The following is a 21,988-nucleotide window of genomic DNA, read 5'->3' as shown; positions in this document are numbered from 1 at the left end:
AAACCTGTCTGTTATAAAAGAATAATTAATATCGTGTTGTATTTTAATGCGTAAAATGAACAGATTACTTGCCTGCTGAATATTTATTAAATCTACAAAAATAATACACTGTTCTTTCCGCCGATAAATAATGTGTCTCGCGCTTTTATATTTTTCTGCTATCCACGCTGGCGTTTGTCATTTTTGACCCTGCAATTTCTGGCATCACAATGTGATCCCTGCGACGGATTCGACACATTCATGCCCTCTCTGACGATCGCTGCACCAAAAGTGAACTAATCTGCACAAATGTTGATCATTCGTTAATTAAATATCACCTCAATTTAACAAAAAAGACGGCAATGCCGCGATCTCCAGGTTGGCATGCGTCCTGCATTGTTAATTCAGTAACAGCGGAACGTTCTCTGACAGCTTACTAACAGCGAGACGGTAATGACATCAAAACCTGAGTTATTTGCCCGAATTGAGAAGAGTTTTAGCCAGCATACGCCCAGCGAAAAGCGCGTTGCAGGCTGGCTGTTAGCGCACGCGGCGCAGATACCGTTTGAAACGGCAGACGGTATCGCCAGAGCGACAGGCACCAGCGGCATCACGGTGGGACGTTATTTACGGAAGCTTGGTTTTCGTAATCTTGAGGACGCCAAGGCCAGCCTGCGGGAACTGCCATCCGTGCCCTATCAGCCTTGGGGGATGAATGAACGCCTTGACTCCTGGCAACAGCAGCAGCGACTGCCCGACAGAGCGCGTCAGTCGCTGTCGCTGGAAATTGATGCCATCACCCACGTCTATCAGCTGGCGCAAAGTGAAACGTTCTTGCGAATCGCTCAGCAACTGGCGCATGCGGAGGCCGTGTATGTTCTGGGGATTCAGTCCACGCGCGGCATTGCTAACGCCTTTTTCAGCCACCTGGAATACCTGCGGCCCAAAGTCAGTTATTCCGAAGGGTTATCCGGGAGCTGGGTTGAGTCGCTGAATTCCGGGTTCGCACGGCCATATGTGGTGATCACGGATACCCGCGCCTATTCCGCCGCTGCCCGTCAGTATTGTCGCGTTGCCAGCGAGCGGCGCATTCCGCTGGCGTTAATCACTGATGTCTGGTGTCCGTGGGCCAGAGACTACGCCATCGACTTATTGCAGGTAAAAACCGACACCGGGCACTTCTGGGATTCACTCGCCCCCGTGAGCTGCCTGTTCAACTTATTGCTGTCAGGCGTGGTGGATCAACTGGGCGATACGCTTGCTGAACGGCTGCGAACCAATCGCCAACTGCAACAAGAGTTTGGTCAATTCGAACAATAAACAGGAAACGTGCTATGTCAGAAACCCCTGAACTGGTCGATCTGTCAGTGATTTTCCCCTCGCTGCATATCGATCTCAAATACGCCACCGCCGATAACCTCACCGGCGCGCCCATTTACCGGGAGGCCCGTTGCCTGCTGCATACGGATGCCGTCACCGTGCTGGCGAAAAGTATCAGCATCGCGCAGCTGGCAGGGCTGTCTCTGGTGGTATACGACGCCTATCGTCCCCAGCAGGCGCAGTCGGTTCTATGGCATGTCTGTCCCGATCCGCAATACGTGGTGGATGTAGCCATCGGTTCAAACCATAGCCGTGGTACGGCAATTGACGTCACTCTGATGGATGAGCATGGCAACGTGCTTGATATGGGGGCCGGTTTTGATGAAATGCACGATCGCTCGCACTCGTATCACCCTTCTGTTCCACCCGCAGCGCAACGTAATCGATTGTTATTAAACGCCATTATGTTTGGCGGTGGTTTTGTCGGCATCAGCAGTGAATGGTGGCATTTCGAATTGCCGGACGCGGCCAGCTACCCCTTGCTCGACGACTGCATTGCCTGTTTCCCGGCATCACGCACAACAACACAACCCTCCCTGTAAATGATGGAGCACGGTCATGAAGACAACACACGCTTTAACTTCGCTGTTTCGTCCCGCCCTGATTGCCGTGGCACTGGCTGTTGCCCTGCCCGCCGCTCAGGCGGCTGTACCCAAAGATATGCTGGTGATTGGTAAAGCGGCCGATCCGCAAACGCTTGATCCTGCCGTCACTATTGATAACAACGACTGGACGGTGACCTACCCGTCTTATCAACGCCTTGTGCAGTACAAAACCGAGGGAGGTAAAGGTTCCACGGAGGTTGAAGGCGATCTGGCGAGCGACTGGAAAGCCTCTGACGATCAGAAAGAGTGGACGTTTACCCTTAATAAAGATGCCCGATTCGCTGATGGCTCGCCCGTTACGGCAGATGCGGTGCAACAATCTTTTGCGCGTCTGCTGAAAATTGGACAAGGCCCGGCAGAAGCCTTTCCAAAAGATTTGAAAGTCGAAGCCGTCGATGACTATACGGTGAAATTTACGCTGAGCCAGCCGTTTGCGCCCTTCCTGTACACGCTGGCGAATGACGGCGCCTCCATTATTAACCCGGCGGTTCTGAAAGAACATGCCGCAGATGATGCGCGCGGTTTTCTGGCGCAGAATACCGCAGGTTCCGGCCCGTTTATGCTGAAAAGCTGGCAGAAAGGACAGCAGCTGATTCTGGTGTCGAATCCACATTATGCGGGAGCCAAACCTGCCTTTAAGCGCGTGTCGGTAAAAATCATTGGTGAGAGCGCTTCCCGCCGCCTGCAACTGTCGCGGGGAGACATCGACATTGCCGATGCTCTCCCGGTAGACCAGCTCAACGCGTTAAAACAGGAAGGGAAAGTCAACGTGGCGGATTACCCTTCGCTGCGCGTGACTTATCTCTATCTGAACAACAGTAAAGCGCCGCTGAATCAGGTGGATTTGCGCCGGGCCATTTCATGGTCAACGGACTATCAGGGTATGGTGACGGGTATCCTCAGCGGTAACGGCAAGCAGATGCGCGGCCCGATTCCTGAAGGTATGTGGGGCTATGACGCAAAGGCAATGCAGTACAGTTTTGATGAAGCGAAAGCCAAAGCCGCCTGGGAGCAAGTCGCGACCAAGCCCGACAGCCTGAGCTTCCTCTACTCTGATAACGATCCAAACTGGGAGCCGATTGCGCTTTCCACGCAGGCCAGCCTCAGCAAGCTGGGCATTAAGGTGAAGCTGGAAAAACTGGCGAATGCCACCATGCGTGACCGGATTGGCAAAGGTGATTACGACATTGCCATCGGCAACTGGAGCCCGGACTTCGCCGACCCGTACATGTTCATGAACTACTGGTTTGAGTCTGATAAGAAAGGCCTGCCGGGTAACCGTTCGTTTTATGAAAACGCCGGGGTCGATAAACTTCTGCGCAGCGCGCTGACCACCACCGATCAGGCGGCCAGAACGAAGGATTACCAGCAGGCGCAAACCATCGTGATTGATGAGGCCGCCTACGTCTATCTCTTCCAGAAAAACTACCAGCTGGCGATGAACAAAGAGGTCAAAGGCTTTGTCTTCAACCCCATGCTGGAACAGGTCTTTAACATTGGCGCCATGAGTAAATAAGCCACGTTGATGCGGGGCCGTTATGGCTCCGCAAGGGGAAGCCTATGACGTTCTGGAGCATTTTACGCCAGCGATGCTGGGGACTTATTCTGGTGGTCGCCGGTGTTTGCGTAATTACGTTTATTATTTCTCACCTGATTCCTGGCGACCCTGCGCGACTGCTGGCCGGCGATCGCGCCAGCGATGAGATTGTCGAAAACATTCGCCAGCAGCTGGGGCTGGATCAGCCGCTGTATGTGCAATTTTTTCGCTATGTCAGCGACGTTTTTCACGGTGATCTGGGCACGTCTATACGCACTGGCCGCCCGGTAATGGAAGAGTTGCGCGTGTTTTTCCCCGCCACGCTTGAACTGGCCTTCTGTTCCCTGCTGCTGGCGTTGGTGATCGGGATCCCGCTGGGGATTTTATCCGCCGTATGGCGAAACCGCTGGCTGGACCATCTGGTGAGGCTGATGGCGATAACCGGCATTTCCACCCCGGCGTTCTGGCTGGGGCTGGGCGTTATTGTTCTGTTTTACGGACATCTGCAAATTCTGCCCGGCGGCGGAAGGCTTGATGACTGGCTGGACCCGCCCGCCCACGTTACCGGGTTCTACCTGATTGACGCGCTGCTGGAGGGAAATGGCGAGGTCTTTTTCAACGCGTTACAACACCTTATTTTACCGGCGCTGACTCTGGCGTTTGTCCACCTGGGAATTGTCGCCCGTCAGATTCGTTCCGCCATGCTGGAGCAACTCAGCGAGGACTACATTCGCACCGCGCGTGCCAGCGGTCTGCCTGGCTGGTACATCGTGCTCCGCTATGCCTTGCCTAACGCCCTGATTCCGTCGATTACCGTTCTGGGGCTGGCGCTGGGCGATTTGCTGTATGGCGCTGTGCTTACCGAAACGGTCTTTGCCTGGCCGGGAATGGGGGCGTGGGTGGTCACCTCTATTCAGGCGCTGGATTTTCCGGCGGTGATGGGGTTCGCCGTAGTGGTCTCTTTGGCTTATGTGCTGGTAAACCTGGTCGTCGATTTACTCTATTTGTGGATCGATCCCCGAATCGGTCGCGGAGGTGCTGAATGATGTTAACGCAAGAGACGCCCGCCCCGTCGCAGACCGCCCGCCGCCGGATCGACTGGGCAAAACTCTTCTGGCTGATGAAAAGCAGCCCGCTGACGCTGACCGGCGGCGTGATTATCATCCTGATGTTGCTACTGATGGTGCTGTCGCCCTGGATAACGCCTTACGATCCCAATGCCATCGATTTGAGCGCGCGCCTGCTTGCGCCCTCTGCGACGCACTGGTTCGGCACTGACGAAGTGGGACGCGATCTGTTCAGCCGCGTACTGGTCGGCAGCCAGCAATCCATTGTCGCCGGGCTGGTCGTCGTAGGGATTGCCGGTGGAATCGGCTCCTTGCTTGGCTGTCTGTCCGGCGTCATGGGCGGGCGCGCCGACGCTATTATTATGCGCCTGATGGATATTATGCTGTCGATTCCTTCGCTGGTGCTGACGATGGCGCTGGCCGCCGCGCTGGGGCCGAGCCTGTTTAACGCCATGATGGCGATCGCCATTGTCCGTATTCCTTTTTATGTGCGCCTGGCGCGAGGGCAAACGCTGGTCGTGCGCCAGTTTACCTATGTACAGGCTGCCCGAACGTATGGCGCTTCCCGCTGGCACCTTATCAGCTGGCATATCTTACGTAATTCGCTGCCGCCGCTTATCGTGCAGGCGTCGCTGGATATTGGCAGCGCGATCCTGATGGCCGCCACGCTGGGCTTTATTGGCCTTGGCGCACAACAGCCCTCCGCTGAATGGGGCGCAATGGTGGCTATTGGTCGTAACTATGTCCTCGACCAGTGGTGGTATTGCGCCTTTCCTGGGGCGGCGATCCTGATTACCGCTGTCGGGTTTAACCTGTTTGGCGATGGTATTCGCGATCTGCTTGACCCTAAAGCCGGAGGAAAACAGTCATGACCCAACCCGTGCTGGAAATTGAGGATTTACACCTGAGCTTTCCGGGTTACAAAGCCGATGTTCACGCCCTTAACCACGTATCGTTGCGTATCGACCGGGGCGAAATCGTCGGCGTGGTCGGCGAGTCCGGGTCGGGTAAATCCGTCACCGCTATGCTGGCAATGCGGCTGCTGCCGGAAGGCAGCTATCACATTCATCAGGGCCGCGTATCGCTGCTGGGCGAGGACGTGCTGAATGCCAGCGAAAAGCAGATGCGTAAATGGCGCGGCGCGCGCGTGTCGATGATCTTCCAGGAGCCAATGACGGCGCTGAATCCCACCCGGCGCATTGGGCAACAAATGGTGGAAGTCATTCGCCATCATCAGGCGGTGAGCCGCCAGGCGGCGCGGGAAAAAGCCATCGCCCTGCTGGAAGAGATGCAAATTCCCGATGCGGCGCAGGTTATGGCGCGATTTCCGTTTGAGCTTTCCGGCGGGATGCGCCAGCGGGTGATGATCGCGCTGGCATTCTCCTGCGAGCCGGAGCTGATTATTGCTGACGAACCCACTACCGCGCTGGACGTCACGGTGCAGCTACAGGTTCTGCGTTTGCTGAAACTAAAAGCGCGAGCCAGCGGTACTGCGGTGCTGTTTATCAGTCATGATATGGCGGTGGTATCGCAGTTGTGCGATCGGCTGTATGTCATGTACGCCGGAAGCGTGATTGAGAGCGGCCCCACGCAGACGGTTATTCGCCGCCCCACGCATCCCTATTCCATTGGTTTGTTGAAATGCGCGCCGGAACACGGCGAACCTCGCGCGCCGCTGCCCGCGATTCCAGGGACAGTGCCTAACCTGACCTGTCTGCCAACCGGATGCGCCTTCCGCGAACGCTGTTTTGCCGCCGGGACGCTGTGCGAGGCTGTCCCGGCGCTGGAGAATCATGGCGAACCTGAACAACAATCCGCCTGCTGGTATCCACAACAGGAGATGACGCATGTCTGACATATTGCTCTCGTTACGGGATGTCCATATCACCTTCCCCGCCCGTAAAAACTGGTTGGGTCGGGTGACGGAGCGCGTACATGCCCTGAACGGTATGGATTTGCAGATTCGCCAGGGAGAAACGCTTGGCATCGTGGGGGAATCCGGCTGCGGGAAAAGTACGCTGGCGCAACTGCTGATGGGAATGTTAAAACCCAGCCACGGCGAGTGCTCGCGGCCTGGCGTTGCGCGCACCGGTGCCAACAGCGGGATGCAGATGGTCTTTCAGGACCCGCTCTCTTCGCTGGACCCCCGATTACCCGTCTGGCGGATTATCACCGAGCCCGTCTGGCTCCAGAAGCATAACAGCGAACGCGAGCGGCGGACGCTGGCGGAGGAACTGGCCTTACAGGTTGGCATCCGGCCTGAGTACCTTGACAGGCTTCCCCATGCGTTTTCCGGCGGACAACGCCAGCGCATCGCCATTGCCCGCGCCTTATCGTCCGAGCCGGACGTTATCGTGCTTGATGAACCGACTTCCGCGCTGGATATCTCCGTGCAGGCGCAGATCCTGAATCTGCTGGTTGCGCTACAGACGCGCCGTAAACTGACGTATGTGTTGATTTCACACAACGTGTCGGTTGTGCGGTACATGAGCGATCGGGTTGCGGTGATGTATCTCGGGCAAATTGTTGAACTGGGCGACGCGCAACAGGTGTTGACCACGCCTGCGCATCCCTATACCCGGCTGTTGCTGGATTCCGTGCCGAAAACGGGTGCGCCGCTGGCAGAAGATCTGGTGCTGCGCAAAACGGAATTACCGGGGAACCGCCACCTGCCGCAAGGGTGTTATTTTCGCGATCGCTGTCCGCTGGCAACCCGTGGCTGTGAAAAACCGCAGGCATTATTGACGCGGGGATCGGAGAGCGACGTTCGCTGCTGGCGAGCGGTGGAGTAAGAGCCTGACAATCGCCCGGTGGCGCTGTCGCTTACCGGGCCTACAGAGTGTTTTGTGGAGCCGACCCGACGCTCAATCACCGGGCCGTCGAGATTGATGCCGTTATGACGTCAACTGATAATCCAGCGTGATTTCTGCTTTCAGCACCTGCGAAACCGGGCACCCGGCTTTCGCTTTCTGAATAATGCCGTCAAAGGTGGACGCATCAATGCCAGGTACGGCCACTTCACTGTGCAACGCAATTTTCGTGATCGCAAAACCCGCGTCGACTTTATCCAGCGAGACATCGGCTGTCGTGTCGATTGACGATGGGGTAAAACCCGCCTCGCCCAGCATCAGCGAAAGCGCCATCGAGAAACAGGCCGCGTGGGCCGCGCCGATCAACTCTTCCGGGTTGGTTCCTTTTACGCCTTCAAAGCGTGTATTAAAGCCATAGGGTTGTTGATTCAACACGCCGCTTTCGGTCGATACCGTACCTTTTCCACCTTTAATATCGCCTTCCCAGTGTGCCTGACCTTTCTTATGGATTGTCATTCTTGCTCTCCTGTTGGCTCAAAACAGAAAGTATAGACCAACTCTGTTACACGCGTTCGGTCGCCTTCCCGGGAAAACCTGCTATGCTGTACCAGCAACCTAAGGGGTTACGTTTCTTTCGCAATTGCGAATTTGTCCTTAAAACTAGCAACAGGATTGAGGAGTTAAAATGAAATCGAACCGTCAGGCCCGTCATATTCTTGGACTGGACCATAAAATTTCCAACCAACGCAAACTCGTGACCGAAGGCGACAAAGTCAGCGTGGTCAACAACCCTACTGGCAGAAAACGTCACGCTGACAGCCAAAAGTAAGCGCCCCGTTCTGATATGACGATAAACACCATTGCAACCGCAATGGTGTTTTTGCTTACAAAAGCCTGGATTCATTCACAATGCTTTATACTCTTTGCCCGACGCCCTGGTGAAAACCTAAGTACGCCCATAAAACAGCACCAGGAACGGATATTCGAAAAAGAGTGAGTGACATGGAAACCAAAATCAAGAAACAGCGTTCCCTTTATATTCCTTACGCTGGCCCTGTGCTGCTGGAATTTCCTCTCCTGAATAAAGGAAGCGCTTTCAGTATAGAAGAACGCCGTAACTTCAACCTGCTGGGGTTACTGCCGGAAGTGGTCGAATCGATTGAAGAACAGGCGGAGCGCGCCTGGATCCAGTATCAGGGATTCAAAACGGAAATCGATAAACATATCTATCTGCGCAACATTCAGGATACCAACGAAACCCTGTTCTACCGACTGGTGCAAAACCATCTCGATGAGATGATGCCGGTTATCTATACCCCAACGGTGGGCGCCGCCTGTGAGCGCTTCTCTGAGATCTACCGCCGCGCGCGCGGCGTGTTCATCTCTTATCAGAACCGCCACAACATGGACGATATCCTGCAAAACGTGCCTAACCACAATATCAAAGTGATTGTGGTGACGGACGGGGAACGCATCCTCGGTCTTGGCGACCAGGGCATTGGCGGAATGGGGATTCCAATCGGAAAACTGTCGTTGTACACCGCCTGTGGCGGCATCAGCCCGGCCTATACCCTGCCGGTGGTGCTGGACGTCGGCACCAACAATCAGCAGTTGCTGAACGATCCGCTCTATATGGGCTGGCGTAACCCGCGCATCACCGATGACGAATACTATGAATTCGTCGATGAGTTTATTCAGGCGGTGAAACAGCGCTGGCCGGACGTCTTGCTGCAATTCGAAGATTTCGCGCAGAAAAACGCGATGCCGCTGCTTAATCGCTATCGCGATGAAATCTGCTCTTTCAACGATGATATTCAGGGAACGGCAGCCGTGACCGTCGGTAATCTGATTGCCGCCAGCCGTGCGGCGGGCAGCCAGTTGAGCGAGCAGAAAATCGTCTTCCTTGGCGCAGGTTCTGCCGGTTGCGGGATCGCTGAACAGATCATCGCGCAGACCCAACGCGAAGGGCTCAGCGAAGAAGCCGCTCGCCAGAAAGTGTTTATGGTGGATCGCTTTGGTCTGTTGACGGACCAGATGCCTAACCTGCTCTCATTCCAGACGAAGCTGGTGCAAAAACGCGAGAACCTGCAACACTGGGACAGCGAAAGCGAAGTGCTCTCCCTGCTTGATGTCGTGCGCAACGTGAAGCCGGACATTCTGATCGGCGTGTCGGGGCAAACCGGGCTCTTTACTGAAGAGATCATTCGCGAGATGCACAAGCACTGCCCACGTCCGATCGTGATGCCGCTGTCTAACCCGACGTCCCGCGTTGAAGCCACGCCTCAGGACATCATCGCCTGGACCGAAGGCAATGCGCTGGTCGCGACCGGCAGTCCTTTCGCGCCGGTGGCCTGGAAAGATAAAATTTACCCTATTGCGCAATGTAATAACGCCTACATCTTCCCGGGGATCGGCCTGGGCGTGATTGCGTCCGGCGCGTCGCGTATTACTGACGAAATGTTGATGTCGGCAAGCGAAACGCTGGCGAAATACTCTCCGCTGGTGCTCAACGGCGAAGGTCTGGTATTGCCGGAGCTGAAAGATATTCAGACCGTGTCGCGAGCGATTGCCTTTGCCGTGGGTAAAATGGCGCAGCAACAGGGCGTGGCGGTAAAAACGTCCGCAGAAGCGCTACAGCAAGCCATCGACGAGAATTTCTGGCAAGCGGAATACCGCGATTACCGCCGTACCTCTATCTGAGTGTTTGCCCGGTGGCGCTACGCTTACCGGGCCTGCGTTTTATACGGTTGTCGGCCGGATAAGCGCAGCGCCATCCGGCATTCTGTTGGCAAAAAAAAAGCGCTACAGACGTAGCGCTTTTGTCTTTTGAAAGCGGGTTATTGTAATCCCTCTTTGCTTTCCTTTTTCGCTTCGACCTTCTCGACGTCGCGATACCAGCGCGGGTGGTGTTTCTTCGCCCAGCGACGACTCACCTTACCTTCGATCATCCCTTTAATCGATCCTTTCACCCAGAATGCCATATACATATGGATGAGGATGGCGTGCATCAGGATGATGCCTGCCGCCGCATGGATCAGCAGGCTGTAACGCACGACCTGCATCGGGAAGAACTGCGCAAAGTACGGACGCCAGATAATCACGCCCGTCACCAGCAGCACGAAAATCATGCTCATGATCGACCAGAACATCATTTTCTGCCCGGCATTGTACTTACCGACATCGGCGACTTTGTGTTCATTGCCCTTCAGTACTTCCACAATATTCTTCAGCCACGGAAGATCTTTCTTGTCCGGGATGTTGTGGTGTACAAAGCGCACAAACATGAACATCAGTGCGACAAAAATCGCTACGCCGAAGAACGGGTGCAAAATACGCCCCATCTGCGGCGTCCCGAAGGTTTGCGTCAGCCATTGCAGCGTCGGGAAGAAAAACGCAATTCCCGACAGCGACACCAGGAAGAAGCAAATCACCACCGTCCAGTGACAGGCGCGATCGATAAATTTCGTGCGCACAATCATTTTCGACTTACTCATGATGGTCCTCCTCTTCATCGTCCACTTCCTTGTTCGGGCCAATACCAATGTAGTGATAGATAAGCCCGGCGAAGGTGGCGATAAACCCGGCGGCAGCCAGAGGTTTCAGCGCCCCTTTCCACAAGTTGATAGAGGTATCGATCTGTGGATCTTTCGGTAAGCCGTGATACAGCTCCGGCTGGTTCGCGTGATGCAGAACGTACATGACGTGCGTACCGCCCACACCTTGTGGGTTGTAAACACCGGCATGTTCGAAACCGCGCGCTTTGAGTTTCTCCACGCGCTGCTCCCCCATCTCCAGCATCTCTTTCTTGGTGCCGAAATGGATTGCCCCGGTTGGGCAAGTTTTCACGCAAGCCGGTTCCTGACCGATACTGACGCGATCCACACACAGCGTACATTTATAGACGCGGTTGTCCTCTTTATTGAGGCGCGGAACATTAAATGGACACCCGGCGATGCAGTAGCCGCAGCCAATACAATGTTCGGACTGGAAATCAACAATCCCGTTAGCGTACTGGATGATCGCGCCGGCAGACGGGCATGCTTTCAGGCAGCCCGGATCTTCACAGTGCATACAGCCGTCTTTACGAATCAGCCATTCCAGCTTGCCGTTCTGTTCGGTTTCGCTAAAACGCATCACCGTCCAGGATTTCGCGCTAAGATCGGCCGGGTTGTCATACACCCCGACGCAATGACCTACCTCGTCACGAATGTCATTCCACTCGGAACAAGCCACCTGGCAGGCTTTACAGCCTACGCAGGAGGAGACGTCGATCAGTTTTGCGACTTCCGCTTTATAATCACGCGCCTGGGGAGGCGGCGTGATCGGGTTTGTTGCAGACCGTTTGATGATGTCCTGCGTTTCCAAAGACATATGTTCGCCTCCCTTACGCCTTCTCGATGTTAACTAAAAACGCTTTATATTCCGGCGTTTGCGAGTTGGAATCACCGACATTTGGCGTCAGGGTGTTCGCGATATAGCCTTTACGCGCAACCCCTTCAAAGCCCCAGTGCAGCGGAATACCCACGGTTTCAACCTGCTGACCATTGACGTTCAGCGTTTGCAGACGTCGGGTCACCACGGCAACCGCCCGGATGAATCCACGTTTGCTGCTGACTTTCACTGCGTCGCCGTTGGCAATCCCTTTCGAGGCCGCCAGGTTTTCGCTGATTTCCACAAACTGCTCTGGCTGAGCAATCGCATTCAGCAGTGCGTGCTTGGTCCAGGTGTGGAAATGTTCGGTCAGACGATAGGTTGTACCGACATACGGGAACTGATCTTTCTTGCCCATACGCCGCGCATCTTCTTCGTACAGACGAACGACCGGGCTGGAGATCACGTTCGGGTGCAGCGGGTTGGTGCCCAGCGGCGTTTCCATCGGCTCGTAGTGTTCCGGGAACGGCCCTTCCGCCAGCTTATCGATGGCGAACAGACGTCCCAGCCCTTCCGGCTGCATGATAAACGGCCCGGTTGCGCTACCCGGTGCGGCGGTGTTGAAGTCCGGGATATCGTTCCCCGTCCACTTCGACCCGTTCCACTGAATCAGCATCCGTTTCGGGTCCCACGGTTTACCCTGCGGGTCTGCCGAGGCGCGGTTATACAGTACGCGGCGGTTCAGCGGCCATGCCCATGCCCAACCCAATGTATTGCCGAGACCTGACGGGTCGGCGTTGTCACGGTTAGCCATCTGGTTGCCCTGCTCGGTCCAACTGCCGGTATAAATCCAGCAGGAGGAAGACGTCGTTCCGTCATCGCGTAACTGGGCAAAACTGCTCAGCAACTGGCCTTTCTTCGCCAGCAGGACGCCGTTGGCGTCATAGAGATCTTCCAGCGCGTAGCCGTTGTTCTCTTTCGCAATCTCTTCAGACTCAGGATGATCCGGCTGTTTGTAGTCCCAGCTCATCTTCAGTAGCGGTTCAACGCCTTTACCCCCTTCGCTGCGATACATCTCACGCAGACGGTGGTAAATACCGGCCAGAATTTGGCCGTCGTTGCGGGCTTCGCCCGGCGCATCCTGACCTTTCCAGTGCCACTGCAACCAGCGGCCAGAGTTGGCGATAGAGCCATCTTCTTCGGCAAAACAGGTTGACGGCAGACGGAAGACTTCAGTCTGGATCGACGCCGGATCGACGTCGTTAGACTCGCCGTGGTTCTGCCAGAACGTGGAGGTTTCCGTCACCAGTGGGTCAATGACCACCATGTATTTCAGCTTGCTCAGCGACTGCACCACTTTGTTTTTGTCCGGGAAGGACGCAACCGGGTTAAAGCCCTGACAGATGTAGCCGGTCACTTTACCGCTATCCATCATGTTGAAGTATTTAATGACGTCGTAGGCCTGATCCCACTTCGGCAGCCATTCAAAGCCCCAGTCATTCTCTTTCTGCGCCGCATCGCCGTAGAACGATTTCATCAGACTGACGAAGAACTTCGGATAGTTGCCCCAGTAGTTCACCTGGTCAGCCAGCGTGGCTTTCGGCGTGTTTGCGCTCAGATAGGTTTGCAGATCCGCCTGCTTCTCAGACGGCAGAGTCAGATAACCGCTCAGGCTGGTGGAAAGCAGACCTAAATCCGTTAACCCCTGGATGTTAGAGTGGCCGCGTAAGGCGTTGACGCCGCCGCCTGCCATCCCCATGTTGCCGAGCAGCAACTGGATCATCGCCATCGTACGGATGTTCTGCGCGCCAACGGTATGTTGCGTCCAGCCCAGCGCGTACAGGAAGGTAGTGGTACGATCGGCGGCGCTGGTGGAGGCCAGCACTTCACACACTTTCAGGAAATCGGCTTTTGGCGTACCGCAGATGTTTTCGACAACATCCGGTGTATAGCGGGAAACGTGTTGTTTCAGCAGATTCCATACGCAGCGCGGATGGCTCAGCGTCTCATCACGTTTTGCATAGCCGTTTTCGTCGAACTGATAGTTCCAGGATGACTTGTCATACTGGCGTTTTTTGGCGTCGTAGCCGCTAAACAGACCATCATCGAAAGCAAAATCGTCCCGCACCAGCAGGCTGGCGTTGGTGTAATGCTTAACGTATTCGGCATTGATTTTATTGTTTTCAATCAGATACAGCAGTACGCCGGACAGGAAGGTAATGTCCGTACCGGAACGAATAGGCGCGTAAATATCCGCGACCGAGGCTGTACGTGTAAAACGTGGATCGACGACAATCAGCGTGGCGTCGTTGTTGTTTTTCGCTTCTATCGCCCAGCGGAATCCCACCGGATGTGCTTCAGCGGCGTTACCGCCCATCACCATAACGACGTTGGCGTTTTTGATATCAACCCAGTGGTTGGTCATCGCACCGCGACCAAATGTTGGAGCAAGACTTGCTACCGTTGGTCCGTGTCAGACGCGTGCCTGGTTGTCTACTGCCAGCATGCCGAGGGAACGCGCGAACTTCTGCGTCAACATGCCTGTTTCGTTACTGGCGGCGGAGGCGCAAAGCATCCCCGTGGAAAGCCAGCGGTTTACCGTTACGCCCTGTTCGTTCTTTTCAATAAAGTTGGCGTCACGGTCGGCTTTCATCAGCTTTGCGATGCGGGTGAACGCGTCATCCCAGCTAATGCGTTGCCATTTATCTGAACCGGGCGCGCGATACTCCGGGTAACGCAAGCGGTTTTCACTGTGTACATAGTCCAGCAAACCTGCGCCCTTCGGACACAATGCGCCACGGCTGACCGGATGATCCGGGTCCCCTTCGATGTGATAAATTGCTTCTTTTGCGTTTTTTGCTCCATCGCCCAGGCTATACATTAATAGCCCGCAACCTACGGAACAGTATGTGCAGGTGTTTCGGATCTCTTTAGCGCGTAACAGCTTATAATTTCGCGCTTGAGCCAGTGCCATTTTGGGTGCAAAACCCAGAGCAGCGACTGTTGTTCCCGCCATACCGCCCGCGCAGATTTTAAAAAATTGTCTGCGGCTGACGTCCATTGCTTTCCTCTTTTTTCCAGGGATGTAACTTCGCGAGGAAACTAACAGCAATATCCATAACTTTTTTGCGTCAAATCAATAACGAATCGGTTCCGCTACTAAATAGTTCTTTTTGTCGAGTTTATATACCACCAAAGGAGTATCAGAAAGACAATGAATTAGCGCGGGAAGGTGTAAAAGTGCTATAAATTTCAGCGATATTTTTTTGACCAGGAATGGGGATAAACGGAGAGAATGACGACACAAAAAGCAACGTTAATTGGACTTATTGCTATCGTACTCTGGAGCACGATGGTCGGGCTTATTCGTGGGGTAAGTGAAGGACTTGGGCCTGTTGGCGGCGCCGCCGCTATTTATTCGCTAAGCGGATTATTGCTCATCTTTACCGTTGGGTTCCCCAATATTCGTCGTTTTCCTGTTCGTTATTTAATCGCTGGCAGCGTACTGTTTGTCAGTTATGAAATATGTCTGGCGCTCTCGCTGGGATATGCAGCAACGCGTCACCAGGCGATTGAAGTCGGCATGGTCAACTATTTATGGCCCAGTCTGACGATTCTTTTTGCTATTTTGTTCAATGGACAAAAAACAACCTGGCTGGTTGTTCCAGGATTAATTGTCGCGTTAACCGGCGTCTGTTGGGTTTTAGGCGGTGAACATGGACTCCATGCTGATGAAATTATCAGCAATATTGCAACCAGCCCATTAAGCTATTTTCTCGCTTTTCTCGGCGCGTTTATCTGGGCAACCTACTGTACCGTCACTAACAAATATGCCAGAGGGTTTAATGGCATTACGATATTTGTCCTCCTCACTGCTGCAAGTTTATGGGTACATTATTTTCTGACGCCGCAGCCGGAGATGATTTTTAGCACGCCTGTCGTTATCAAACTGTTTTCTGCTGCCCTGACGTTAGGATTTGCTTATGCAGCATGGAACGTGGGTATTTTGCATGGCAACGTCACGATTATGGCTGTGGGGTCCTATTTTACCCCGGTACTGTCATCTGCGCTGGCCGCTGTCCTGTTAAGCGCGCCGCTGTCATTTTCATTCTGGCAAGGTGCAGTTATGGTGTGTGCGGGTTCCCTGCTTTGTTGGTTAGCGACGCGTCGCGCCTGAAGTCAGTGGTTGGGGCGGATTATCTTTCGAGTTCTGTGGCTGCCCCGACTCTCTTCCTGCTGTATTAATTTCGGTTAAATGAATATTGCGATCGGCGTTATTTCTTCGAAAATTCTTATTTGCTTTTTTTTTGGCTTCTTGCCATATAGTTATTTAAATGAAAATTTGTTGTTGCTGATGAATGGCGAACGGAGTGTATAATACTTCATCACTTGTTTTGTTTTTGTTAAAATTATGATATTCAATTGATAAAATAAAGCATTTTATGTTCATTTGTAACTGTATTTTCGTATATAGTCAGCAAGCGTGACTAGAGACAATAAAACCATCACCCGCAAAACAATTCCTTTTGAAAATATATTATCTCAGGATATACCCATCTAAAATTAATACCATGAGATCTATTATGTAGATCTGGATCACACAACTTCAAATAATTTGTAATCTTATGAAACTTATTATTGAATTAGTACCACGACGTCTATTAAAAATAGTCTGCCATTGACAAGCAGCCTCGTTTAGAAATGGTTTAGGAAACACGCTAAGAAAATTATAAGGATTAATTAAAATGAAACTTAAATTAGTTGCAGTGGCAGTGACTACCCTGTTGGCAGCAGGTGCGGTAAACGCAGCTGAGGTATATAACAAAGACGGCAACAAACTGGATCTGTACGGTAAAGTTCACGCTCAGCATTACTTCTCTGATGATACCGGTAGTGATGGTGATAAAACTTATGCGCGTCTGGGCTTCAAAGGTGAAACTCAGATTAACGACCAACTGACCGGTTTCGGCCAGTGGGAATATGAATTTAAAGGCAACCGTTCTGAAAACCAGGGTTCTGACAAAGACAAAACTCGTCTGGCATTTGCAGGCCTGAAATTCGCTGAATTTGGTTCCTTCGATTACGGTCGTAACTACGGTGTTGCATATGACATCGGCGCATGGACCGACGTTCTGCCTGAGTTCGGTGGCGATACCTGGACCCAGACTGACGTGTTCATGACTGGCCGTACTACCGGCGTTGCAACTTACCGTAATACTGACTTCTTCGGTCTGGTTGAAGGTCTGAACTTTGCTGCTCAGTACCAGGGCAAAAACGACCGTGACGGTGTTCAAGAAGCTAATGGTGATGGTTTCGGTCTGTCTGCAACTTATGAATACGAAGGCTTCGGTGTAGGTGCTACCTATGCGAAATCTGACCGTACTGACAAACAAGTCAATGCAGCAAGCAATTTTAACGCTAACGGTAAAAATGCAGAAGTATGGGCAGCAGGTCTGAAATATGATGCAAACGACATCTATTTGGCTGCAACTTACTCTGAAACGCTGAACATGACCACTTTCGGTGACGATCATATTGCTAACAAGACTCAGAACTTTGAAGCTGTTGCTCAGTACCAGTTCGACTTCGGTCTGCGTCCGTCCATCGCTTACCTGAAATCCAAAGGTAAAGACATCGGTAGCTGGGGCGACCAGGATCTGGTTGAATACATTGATTTAGGTGCGACCTACTACTTCAATAAAAACATGTCTACCTTCGTTGATTACAAAATCAACCTGCTGGACGATACCAACTTCACTAAAGATGCTCGTGTGAGCACTGACAACGTGGTTGCTGTTGGTCTGAACTACCAGTTCTAAGTCTGTTGTAGCGTAATTCTAAGCCAGTCCATAGCGGGCTGGCTTTTTATCTTGTTTTGTATGCCTCGGTCATAAGGAGTATGCCGTGCAAACGTTCACAGGACGTTGCCTCTGTGGGCAGAGTCATTTTACCGTTGACGTTGAAATGCTCGATGTTTATGCCTGTCACTGCACGCTGTGTCAAAAATGGTCTGGTGGTATTGCGATGTACCTGGAAGCCTGCGGTCGTCCGCTTATGGCTCCCCATTCACCAGAACCCTCTCACTTCTCTTCTTCTTCGCGTGGCGAACGCTACTTCTGTTCAGGTTGTGGGTGTCCGCTGTGGTTCCGGCTGACGGAAAGCAACCGCTATTTTATGCCCTGGACGCTGTTGGAATTAACCGAAGATGAACGGCGTCGTCTGATCCTGGCAGCCGAAATCTATACCGAAACGCAACCTGCGTTCTGGCGGTTGACGGGGCAATACGCTCGCCTGAGCGGTAAAGAGATCGAAGCGATGGATTACCCCTGTCAATTAGCACATTAGGTTAGCCGCGTTTTACTTTTGCCAGACTAAACCACATCCCTACCGCTAACAGAATTAACATGCTTCCGGCACTGCTCAGCGCCACGCTGTGCGACCAGGTAAACGCCTGTCTGGCGGCGTCCAGTATCGCCTCACCAAGTGAAGGCGAGAGCGTATCCGCCAGTTGCACCGCTTCTCCCATTGACGACGATGCGCGTTCGATTTCCTCTGCGTTCAGGCCGGAAGGAAGCAGGATAGATGCGGAAAAGCTGCGGCTTAACAACAAGCCAAAGATCGCAATGCCAAGCCCGGCGCCCAGTTCATAGGCCATGGTTTCTATCGCCCCGGCCGCCGCCGCTTTTTCTGCGGGCGCGGCGGCCATAATGGCGGCGGTAGAGGCGAGCAACGCGCTGGCGGCGCTAAAACCCAACAGCGCCATCAGGCACCAGGCCTGCCATTGCTGCGTGCTGAAATCCGTCATTGCCAGGCCATAAAAGCTCAGCGCGCTTAGCGCCATGCCGCCAGTCGCCACTGTTCGCAATCCCAGTCGTGAAACCAGCATCCCGGCAAGGGGGCCGCTGAATCCACTTGCGAGCATCACCGGCAGCATAAACAGCCCTGCTTCATACGGCGTTAAGCCATGAACAAACTGAAGCTCCTGCGCCATCAGCAACTCGAAGCCGACCAGCGTGATCATCGCCGTCATCGCCATCACAACGCCGCTCAGAATGATGCGATGCGTAAACAGACGCATATCGATCATCGGGCGCGCTGCGGCGAGCTGCGTGCGGATAAACATGCCCAACAACAGCGCGCCGATCATCAGCGTCAGGGCGATAACGCCGCTGGCCAGTTGCCCTTTCAGCGCGGTTTTCGCGCTGTATACCAGCAGCAGGATGGCGATAATCAGCATGACCGCATGGCTAAAGTTCAATGGCTGATCGCGGCGACCGGGCTGGCGAGGCACAAAGCGCGCCGTTAACGCCATCACCACCAGGACAATGGGCACATTGATCAGGAAGACCGATCCCCAGTAAAAGTGCTCCAGTAACATACCGCCGACCAGCGGGCCGAACGCGGCGCCGCCCGACCCTACGGCCGCCCAGACGCCAAGCGCCATATTACGGTGACGGGCCTCAGAAAACGTGGCGCGGATACCGGCCAGCGTCGCCGGAACAATCATCGCCGCGCCGATAGCCAGAATCGCGCGGGTAGCAATCAGCCAACTGGCGCTGTGGGCGAACGCTGCCGCCAGCGACGCAAGACCGAATAAGCCTCCCCCCAGCAACAGCAGGCGTTTAAAGCCGATTCGATCGCCCAGCGCGCCCATCGGCAATACCATCCCTGCCATCACCAGAGAATAAATATCAATGATCCACAACAACTCGTTGCCACTGGCGCCCAACGTCATGCTCAGCGTGGGTGCGGCAACGTGCAGCACCGTTGCATCAATCGCAACAGGGATGTAGACCAGTACAATAATCATTAACGTTAACCACTGACGAAACATAAAACGTCCTTTGAAAGCAAAAACTGAACACATGTTCAACTCTCGCGATCCTACGGAAAGTTGAACGCATGTCCAGCTTTTTGTTACACTGCGCCAACTGCGAAAATGGGAGAAAGCCATGAGTTATCTGAATCGGGATGAGCGCCGTGAGGTGATCCTGCAAGCGGCAATGCGCGTCGCGCTGGAAGAGGGATTGAGCGGCATGACGGTAAGGCGAATCGCGCAGGAAGCCGGCGTCGCGACCGGGCAACTCCACCACCATTTCAGCAGTTCGGGCGAGCTTAAATCTCAGGTATTCGTTCGTCTGATTCGCACCTTGCTGGATGCCAGCCTGGTGCCCGAGCACTGCACCTGGCGCATGCGGCTGCACGCCATGCTGGGGAGTGACGATGGCGGATTAGAGCCCTACATTAAACTCTGGCGGGAAGCGCAGATCCTGGCGGATAACGACCCGGAAATTAAAAGCGCCTACCTGCTGACCATGCAAATGTGGCATGAAGAAACGACTGCCATCATTGAAGGCGGTCAGGAAGCGGGTGAATTTTCATTGGCCTCAGCCGCCGCTGATGTCGCCTGGCGATTAATCGCATTAGCCTGCGGACTGGACGGCATGTACGCCCTCGGTATGCCTGAAATGACCGACCCTGCCTACCAGCAGCATCTGGACCGCATGATTACGCTGGAGTTATTTCGCTGATGTTATACGTTAGTTAACAATACATCTTTTGCGTTTACATTTGGTAACACTTAAGCAACTTATTAACCGCCCTTCACTCCTCGTGGTCTCGCTTTTTTATCTATCCTTTCAATCAATATTCTTAAAAGTCTTCAATAAATTCTAAAAAGGGCCCGCGCGCCCTTCCTGGACTTATTTCTTTTTTTTCATGAACGACGTGTGCGTGTGAGGGCAATATGGCGCTACAAAATGAGAAAAATAATCGTTATCTTTTGAGTGACTGGAGGCCAGAACAACCCGCTTTCTGGGAAAACAAAGGTAAACACATTGCCCGAAGAAATCTTTGGATATCAGTGGCTTGTTTATTGCTCGCATTCTGCGTCTGGATGTTGTTTAGCGCCGTCGCCGTTAATTTGAATAAAATTGGTTTTAATTTCACCACTGACCAGCTCTTTTTATTAACCGCCTTACCTTCTCTGTCCGGGGCTATATTACGCGTGCCCTACTCCTTTATGGTACCTATATTTGGCGGGCGTCGCTGGACGATTTTTAGCACAGTTATTCTGATTATTCCCTGTATCTGGCTCGGTTTTGCGGTGCAAAACATATCCACCCCTTTTGGAGTATTTATTATCATTGCGCTGCTGTGCGGTTTTGCTGGCGCTAACTTTGCCTCCAGCATGGGCAACATCAGTTTTTTCTTCCCGAAAGCAAAGCAAGGTAGCGCCCTCGGCGTGAATGGCGGTTTAGGCAACCTTGGCGTCAGCGTGATGCAACTTGTCGCCCCGCTGGTGATTTTCCTGCCCATGTTCACTTTTCTGGGCGTACAAGGTGTGCCGCAGCCCGATGGCTCGCTGCTTTCGCTGACGAACGCCGCGTGGATCTGGGTGCCGTTATTGCTTATCGCGACCCTCGCAGCCTGGACCGGGATGAATGATATCGCCAGTTCGAAAGCCTCTGTCGCGTCTCAACTGCCGGTGCTGAAACGCTTTCACCTTTGGCTGCTCAGCCTGCTCTATCTCGCCACCTTCGGTTCTTTTATCGGTTTCTCCGCAGGATTCGCTATGCTGGCGAAAACCCAGTTTCCCGACGTCAATATTCTGCAACTGGCCTTCTTTGGCCCGTTTATCGGCGCGCTTGCGCGTTCTGCGGGCGGCGTTATTTCTGACAAGTTCGGCGGCGTTCGCGTCACGCTGATTAACTTCGTTTTCATGGCGCTGTTTACCGCCCTGCTGTTTCTGACATTACCGGGCTCCGGCTCAGGAAGTTTTATCGCCTTCTATCTGGTGTTTATGGGGCTTTTCCTGACGGCGGGCCTGGGAAGCGGCTCGACCTTCCAGATGATTGCGGTCATTTTCCGCCAGATCACGATCTACAGGGTGAAACTGCGCGGCGGCTCAGATGCGCAGGCCCAGCGTGAAGCCGTGACCGATACGGCCGCCGCCCTCGGTTTTATCTCTGCGATTGGCGCAGTCGGCGGTTTCTTTATCCCTAAAGCTTTTGGTTCTTCTCTGGCGTTGACCGGCTCGCCGGTTGGCGCAATGAAAATCTTTCTGGTGTTTTACATCGTTTGCGTACTGGTGACCTGGCTGGTTTATGGTCGCCGTAAACCGGCAGCAACAAAAAAATAAAACATATTCATCACAGGTTCGGACGTAGGCCGGATAAGACGCCGGGCGTCGCCATCAGGCAATCGCGCAGCGCCTTATCCGGCCTACAAGACCGCCTG

Annotated in this window: 19 protein-coding genes; 14 read left to right on the top strand and 5 right to left on the bottom strand. The window is 53.6% G+C overall.

What is annotated here, in order from left to right; translation table 11 throughout:
- Positions 1-432: 432 nt before the first annotated feature.
- Genes FD428_RS11135 through FD428_RS11105 form a run of 7 tightly spaced genes read left to right on the top strand, consistent with a single transcriptional unit; the run spans position 433 to position 7,360 of the window.
- Positions 433-1,299 carry a MurR/RpiR family transcriptional regulator gene (locus FD428_RS11135; RefSeq protein ID WP_012132399.1) on the top strand — a complete coding sequence of 289 codons (867 nt, stop codon included), beginning with the start codon at positions 433-435 and terminating at the stop codon, positions 1,297-1,299.
- Positions 1,300-1,313: 14 nt separating this feature from the next.
- Positions 1,314-1,901 (top strand): D-alanyl-D-alanine dipeptidase, encoded by a 588-nt coding sequence (gene ddpX, locus FD428_RS11130; RefSeq protein ID WP_114847905.1) that lies wholly within the window; start codon positions 1,314-1,316, stop codon positions 1,899-1,901.
- Positions 1,902-1,917: 16 nt separating this feature from the next.
- A complete protein-coding gene (locus FD428_RS11125; RefSeq protein ID WP_114847904.1) occupies positions 1,918-3,480 on the top strand; it encodes an ABC transporter substrate-binding protein in 1,563 nt (520 codons plus the stop codon).
- 44 nt (positions 3,481-3,524) lie between these two features.
- Positions 3,525-4,547 (top strand): ABC transporter permease, encoded by a 1,023-nt coding sequence (locus FD428_RS11120; protein ID WP_047463667.1) that lies wholly within the window; start codon positions 3,525-3,527, stop codon positions 4,545-4,547.
- The gene (ddpC, locus tag FD428_RS11115; protein ID WP_114847903.1) at positions 4,544-5,440 is read left to right on the top strand and encodes a D,D-dipeptide ABC transporter permease; all 897 of its coding nucleotides are present in this window, start codon (positions 4,544-4,546) and stop codon (positions 5,438-5,440) included. Before FD428_RS11120 ends, ddpC begins: the two co-directional genes overlap by 4 nt.
- On the top strand, positions 5,437-6,423 hold the full coding sequence (locus FD428_RS11110) for an ABC transporter ATP-binding protein (protein WP_047463664.1): 987 nt from the start codon (positions 5,437-5,439) through the stop codon (positions 6,421-6,423). The genes ddpC and FD428_RS11110 overlap by 4 nt, the downstream gene beginning before the upstream one ends.
- Entirely contained in the window at positions 6,416-7,360 is a 945-nt protein-coding gene (locus FD428_RS11105; RefSeq protein ID WP_047463662.1) for an ABC transporter ATP-binding protein, read from the top strand. The genes FD428_RS11110 and FD428_RS11105 overlap by 8 nt, the downstream gene beginning before the upstream one ends.
- A gap of 102 nt (positions 7,361-7,462) precedes the next feature.
- Here FD428_RS11105 and osmC read toward each other — a convergent pair whose 3' ends face one another.
- A complete protein-coding gene (osmC, locus tag FD428_RS11100; protein WP_012132392.1) occupies positions 7,463-7,894 on the bottom strand; it encodes a peroxiredoxin OsmC in 432 nt (143 codons plus the stop codon).
- 169 nt (positions 7,895-8,063) lie between these two features.
- Between osmC and sra the strand changes: the two genes are divergently transcribed.
- Complete coding sequence (sra, locus tag FD428_RS11095; RefSeq protein ID WP_024130331.1) at positions 8,064-8,207, top strand: stationary-phase-induced ribosome-associated protein; 144 nt, start codon at positions 8,064-8,066, stop codon at positions 8,205-8,207.
- Positions 8,208-8,380: 173 nt separating this feature from the next.
- A complete protein-coding gene (maeA, locus tag FD428_RS11090; protein WP_114847902.1) occupies positions 8,381-10,078 on the top strand; it encodes a malate dehydrogenase in 1,698 nt (565 codons plus the stop codon).
- A 137-nt stretch (positions 10,079-10,215) separates the two neighbouring features.
- On the opposite strand, the gene fdnI is transcribed toward maeA, so the two are convergent.
- Genes fdnI through fdnG form a run of 3 tightly spaced genes read right to left on the bottom strand, consistent with a single transcriptional unit; the run spans position 10,216 to position 14,810 of the window.
- Positions 10,216-10,872, bottom strand: coding sequence for a formate dehydrogenase-N subunit gamma (gene fdnI / locus FD428_RS11085; protein WP_012132388.1), 657 nt, complete (start codon positions 10,870-10,872; stop codon positions 10,216-10,218).
- The gene (fdxH, locus tag FD428_RS11080; RefSeq protein WP_012132387.1) at positions 10,865-11,749 is read right to left on the bottom strand and encodes a formate dehydrogenase subunit beta; all 885 of its coding nucleotides are present in this window, start codon (positions 11,747-11,749) and stop codon (positions 10,865-10,867) included. The genes fdnI and fdxH overlap by 8 nt, the downstream gene beginning before the upstream one ends.
- A gap of 13 nt (positions 11,750-11,762) precedes the next feature.
- Positions 11,763-14,810 (bottom strand): formate dehydrogenase-N subunit alpha, encoded by a 3,048-nt coding sequence (gene fdnG, locus FD428_RS11075; protein WP_077956900.1) that lies wholly within the window; start codon positions 14,808-14,810, stop codon positions 11,763-11,765.
- A gap of 234 nt (positions 14,811-15,044) precedes the next feature.
- Here fdnG and yddG point away from each other — a divergent pair, with 234 nt between their 5' ends.
- From yddG to FD428_RS11060, 3 genes are all read left to right on the top strand, one after another.
- A complete protein-coding gene (yddG, locus tag FD428_RS11070) occupies positions 15,045-15,926 on the top strand; it encodes an aromatic amino acid efflux DMT transporter YddG (RefSeq protein ID WP_012132385.1) in 882 nt (293 codons plus the stop codon).
- A 568-nt stretch (positions 15,927-16,494) separates the two neighbouring features.
- Positions 16,495-17,568: a porin OmpD gene (gene ompD, locus FD428_RS11065; RefSeq protein ID WP_012132382.1), complete on the top strand. Its 1,074-nt coding sequence runs from the start codon at positions 16,495-16,497 to the stop codon at positions 17,566-17,568.
- A 145-nt stretch (positions 17,569-17,713) separates the two neighbouring features.
- Positions 17,714-18,094, top strand: coding sequence for a GFA family protein (locus tag FD428_RS11060; protein WP_114847931.1), 381 nt, complete (start codon positions 17,714-17,716; stop codon positions 18,092-18,094).
- A 1-nt stretch (position 18,095) separates the two neighbouring features.
- On the opposite strand, the gene FD428_RS11055 is transcribed toward FD428_RS11060, so the two are convergent.
- The gene (locus tag FD428_RS11055; protein WP_114847901.1) at positions 18,096-19,583 is read right to left on the bottom strand and encodes an MFS transporter; all 1,488 of its coding nucleotides are present in this window, start codon (positions 19,581-19,583) and stop codon (positions 18,096-18,098) included.
- 118 nt (positions 19,584-19,701) lie between these two features.
- On the opposite strand from FD428_RS11055, the gene FD428_RS11050 reads away from it, so the two are divergent.
- Together FD428_RS11050 and FD428_RS11045 are read left to right on the top strand one after the other, a co-directional pair.
- Positions 19,702-20,280 carry a TetR family transcriptional regulator gene (locus FD428_RS11050; RefSeq protein ID WP_058669179.1) on the top strand — a complete coding sequence of 193 codons (579 nt, stop codon included), beginning with the start codon at positions 19,702-19,704 and terminating at the stop codon, positions 20,278-20,280.
- 215 nt (positions 20,281-20,495) lie between these two features.
- The gene (locus tag FD428_RS11045) at positions 20,496-21,890 is read left to right on the top strand and encodes a NarK family nitrate/nitrite MFS transporter (RefSeq protein ID WP_114847900.1); all 1,395 of its coding nucleotides are present in this window, start codon (positions 20,496-20,498) and stop codon (positions 21,888-21,890) included.
- Positions 21,891-21,988 lie beyond the last annotated feature (98 nt).

The sequence above is a fragment of the Citrobacter sp. TBCP-5362 genome (assembly GCF_005406305.1).
GTDB lineage: Bacteria > Pseudomonadota > Gammaproteobacteria > Enterobacterales > Enterobacteriaceae > Citrobacter_B > Citrobacter_B koseri.
The sequence above is the reverse complement of the archived record's forward strand: the minus strand, read 5'-3'. Positions and strand labels throughout refer to the sequence as shown.

Bases quoted from the DNA above. Each gene is read 5' to 3' on its own strand.
- FD428_RS11135 (WP_012132399.1), top strand. From the start codon at position 433: ATGACATCAAAACCTGAGTTATTTGCCCGAATTGAGAAGAGTTTTAGC.
- ddpX (WP_114847905.1), top strand. From the start codon at position 1,314: ATGTCAGAAACCCCTGAACTGGTCGATCTGTCAGTGATTTTCCCCTCG.
- FD428_RS11125 (WP_114847904.1), top strand. From the start codon at position 1,918: ATGAAGACAACACACGCTTTAACTTCGCTGTTTCGTCCCGCCCTGATT.
- FD428_RS11120 (WP_047463667.1), top strand. From the start codon at position 3,525: ATGACGTTCTGGAGCATTTTACGCCAGCGATGCTGGGGACTTATTCTG.
- ddpC (WP_114847903.1), top strand. From the start codon at position 4,544: ATGATGTTAACGCAAGAGACGCCCGCCCCGTCGCAGACCGCCCGCCGC.
- FD428_RS11110 (WP_047463664.1), top strand. From the start codon at position 5,437: ATGACCCAACCCGTGCTGGAAATTGAGGATTTACACCTGAGCTTTCCG.
- FD428_RS11105 (WP_047463662.1), top strand. From the start codon at position 6,416: ATGTCTGACATATTGCTCTCGTTACGGGATGTCCATATCACCTTCCCC.
- osmC (WP_012132392.1), bottom strand. From the start codon at position 7,894: ATGACAATCCATAAGAAAGGTCAGGCACACTGGGAAGGCGATATTAAA.
- sra (WP_024130331.1), top strand. From the start codon at position 8,064: ATGAAATCGAACCGTCAGGCCCGTCATATTCTTGGACTGGACCATAAA.
- maeA (WP_114847902.1), top strand. From the start codon at position 8,381: ATGGAAACCAAAATCAAGAAACAGCGTTCCCTTTATATTCCTTACGCT.
- fdnI (WP_012132388.1), bottom strand. From the start codon at position 10,872: ATGAGTAAGTCGAAAATGATTGTGCGCACGAAATTTATCGATCGCGCC.
- fdxH (WP_012132387.1), bottom strand. From the start codon at position 11,749: ATGTCTTTGGAAACGCAGGACATCATCAAACGGTCTGCAACAAACCCG.
- yddG (WP_012132385.1), top strand. From the start codon at position 15,045: ATGACGACACAAAAAGCAACGTTAATTGGACTTATTGCTATCGTACTC.
- ompD (WP_012132382.1), top strand. From the start codon at position 16,495: ATGAAACTTAAATTAGTTGCAGTGGCAGTGACTACCCTGTTGGCAGCA.
- FD428_RS11060 (WP_114847931.1), top strand. From the start codon at position 17,714: ATGCTCGATGTTTATGCCTGTCACTGCACGCTGTGTCAAAAATGGTCT.
- FD428_RS11055 (WP_114847901.1), bottom strand. From the start codon at position 19,583: ATGTTTCGTCAGTGGTTAACGTTAATGATTATTGTACTGGTCTACATC.
- FD428_RS11050 (WP_058669179.1), top strand. From the start codon at position 19,702: ATGAGTTATCTGAATCGGGATGAGCGCCGTGAGGTGATCCTGCAAGCG.
- FD428_RS11045 (WP_114847900.1), top strand. From the start codon at position 20,496: ATGGCGCTACAAAATGAGAAAAATAATCGTTATCTTTTGAGTGACTGG.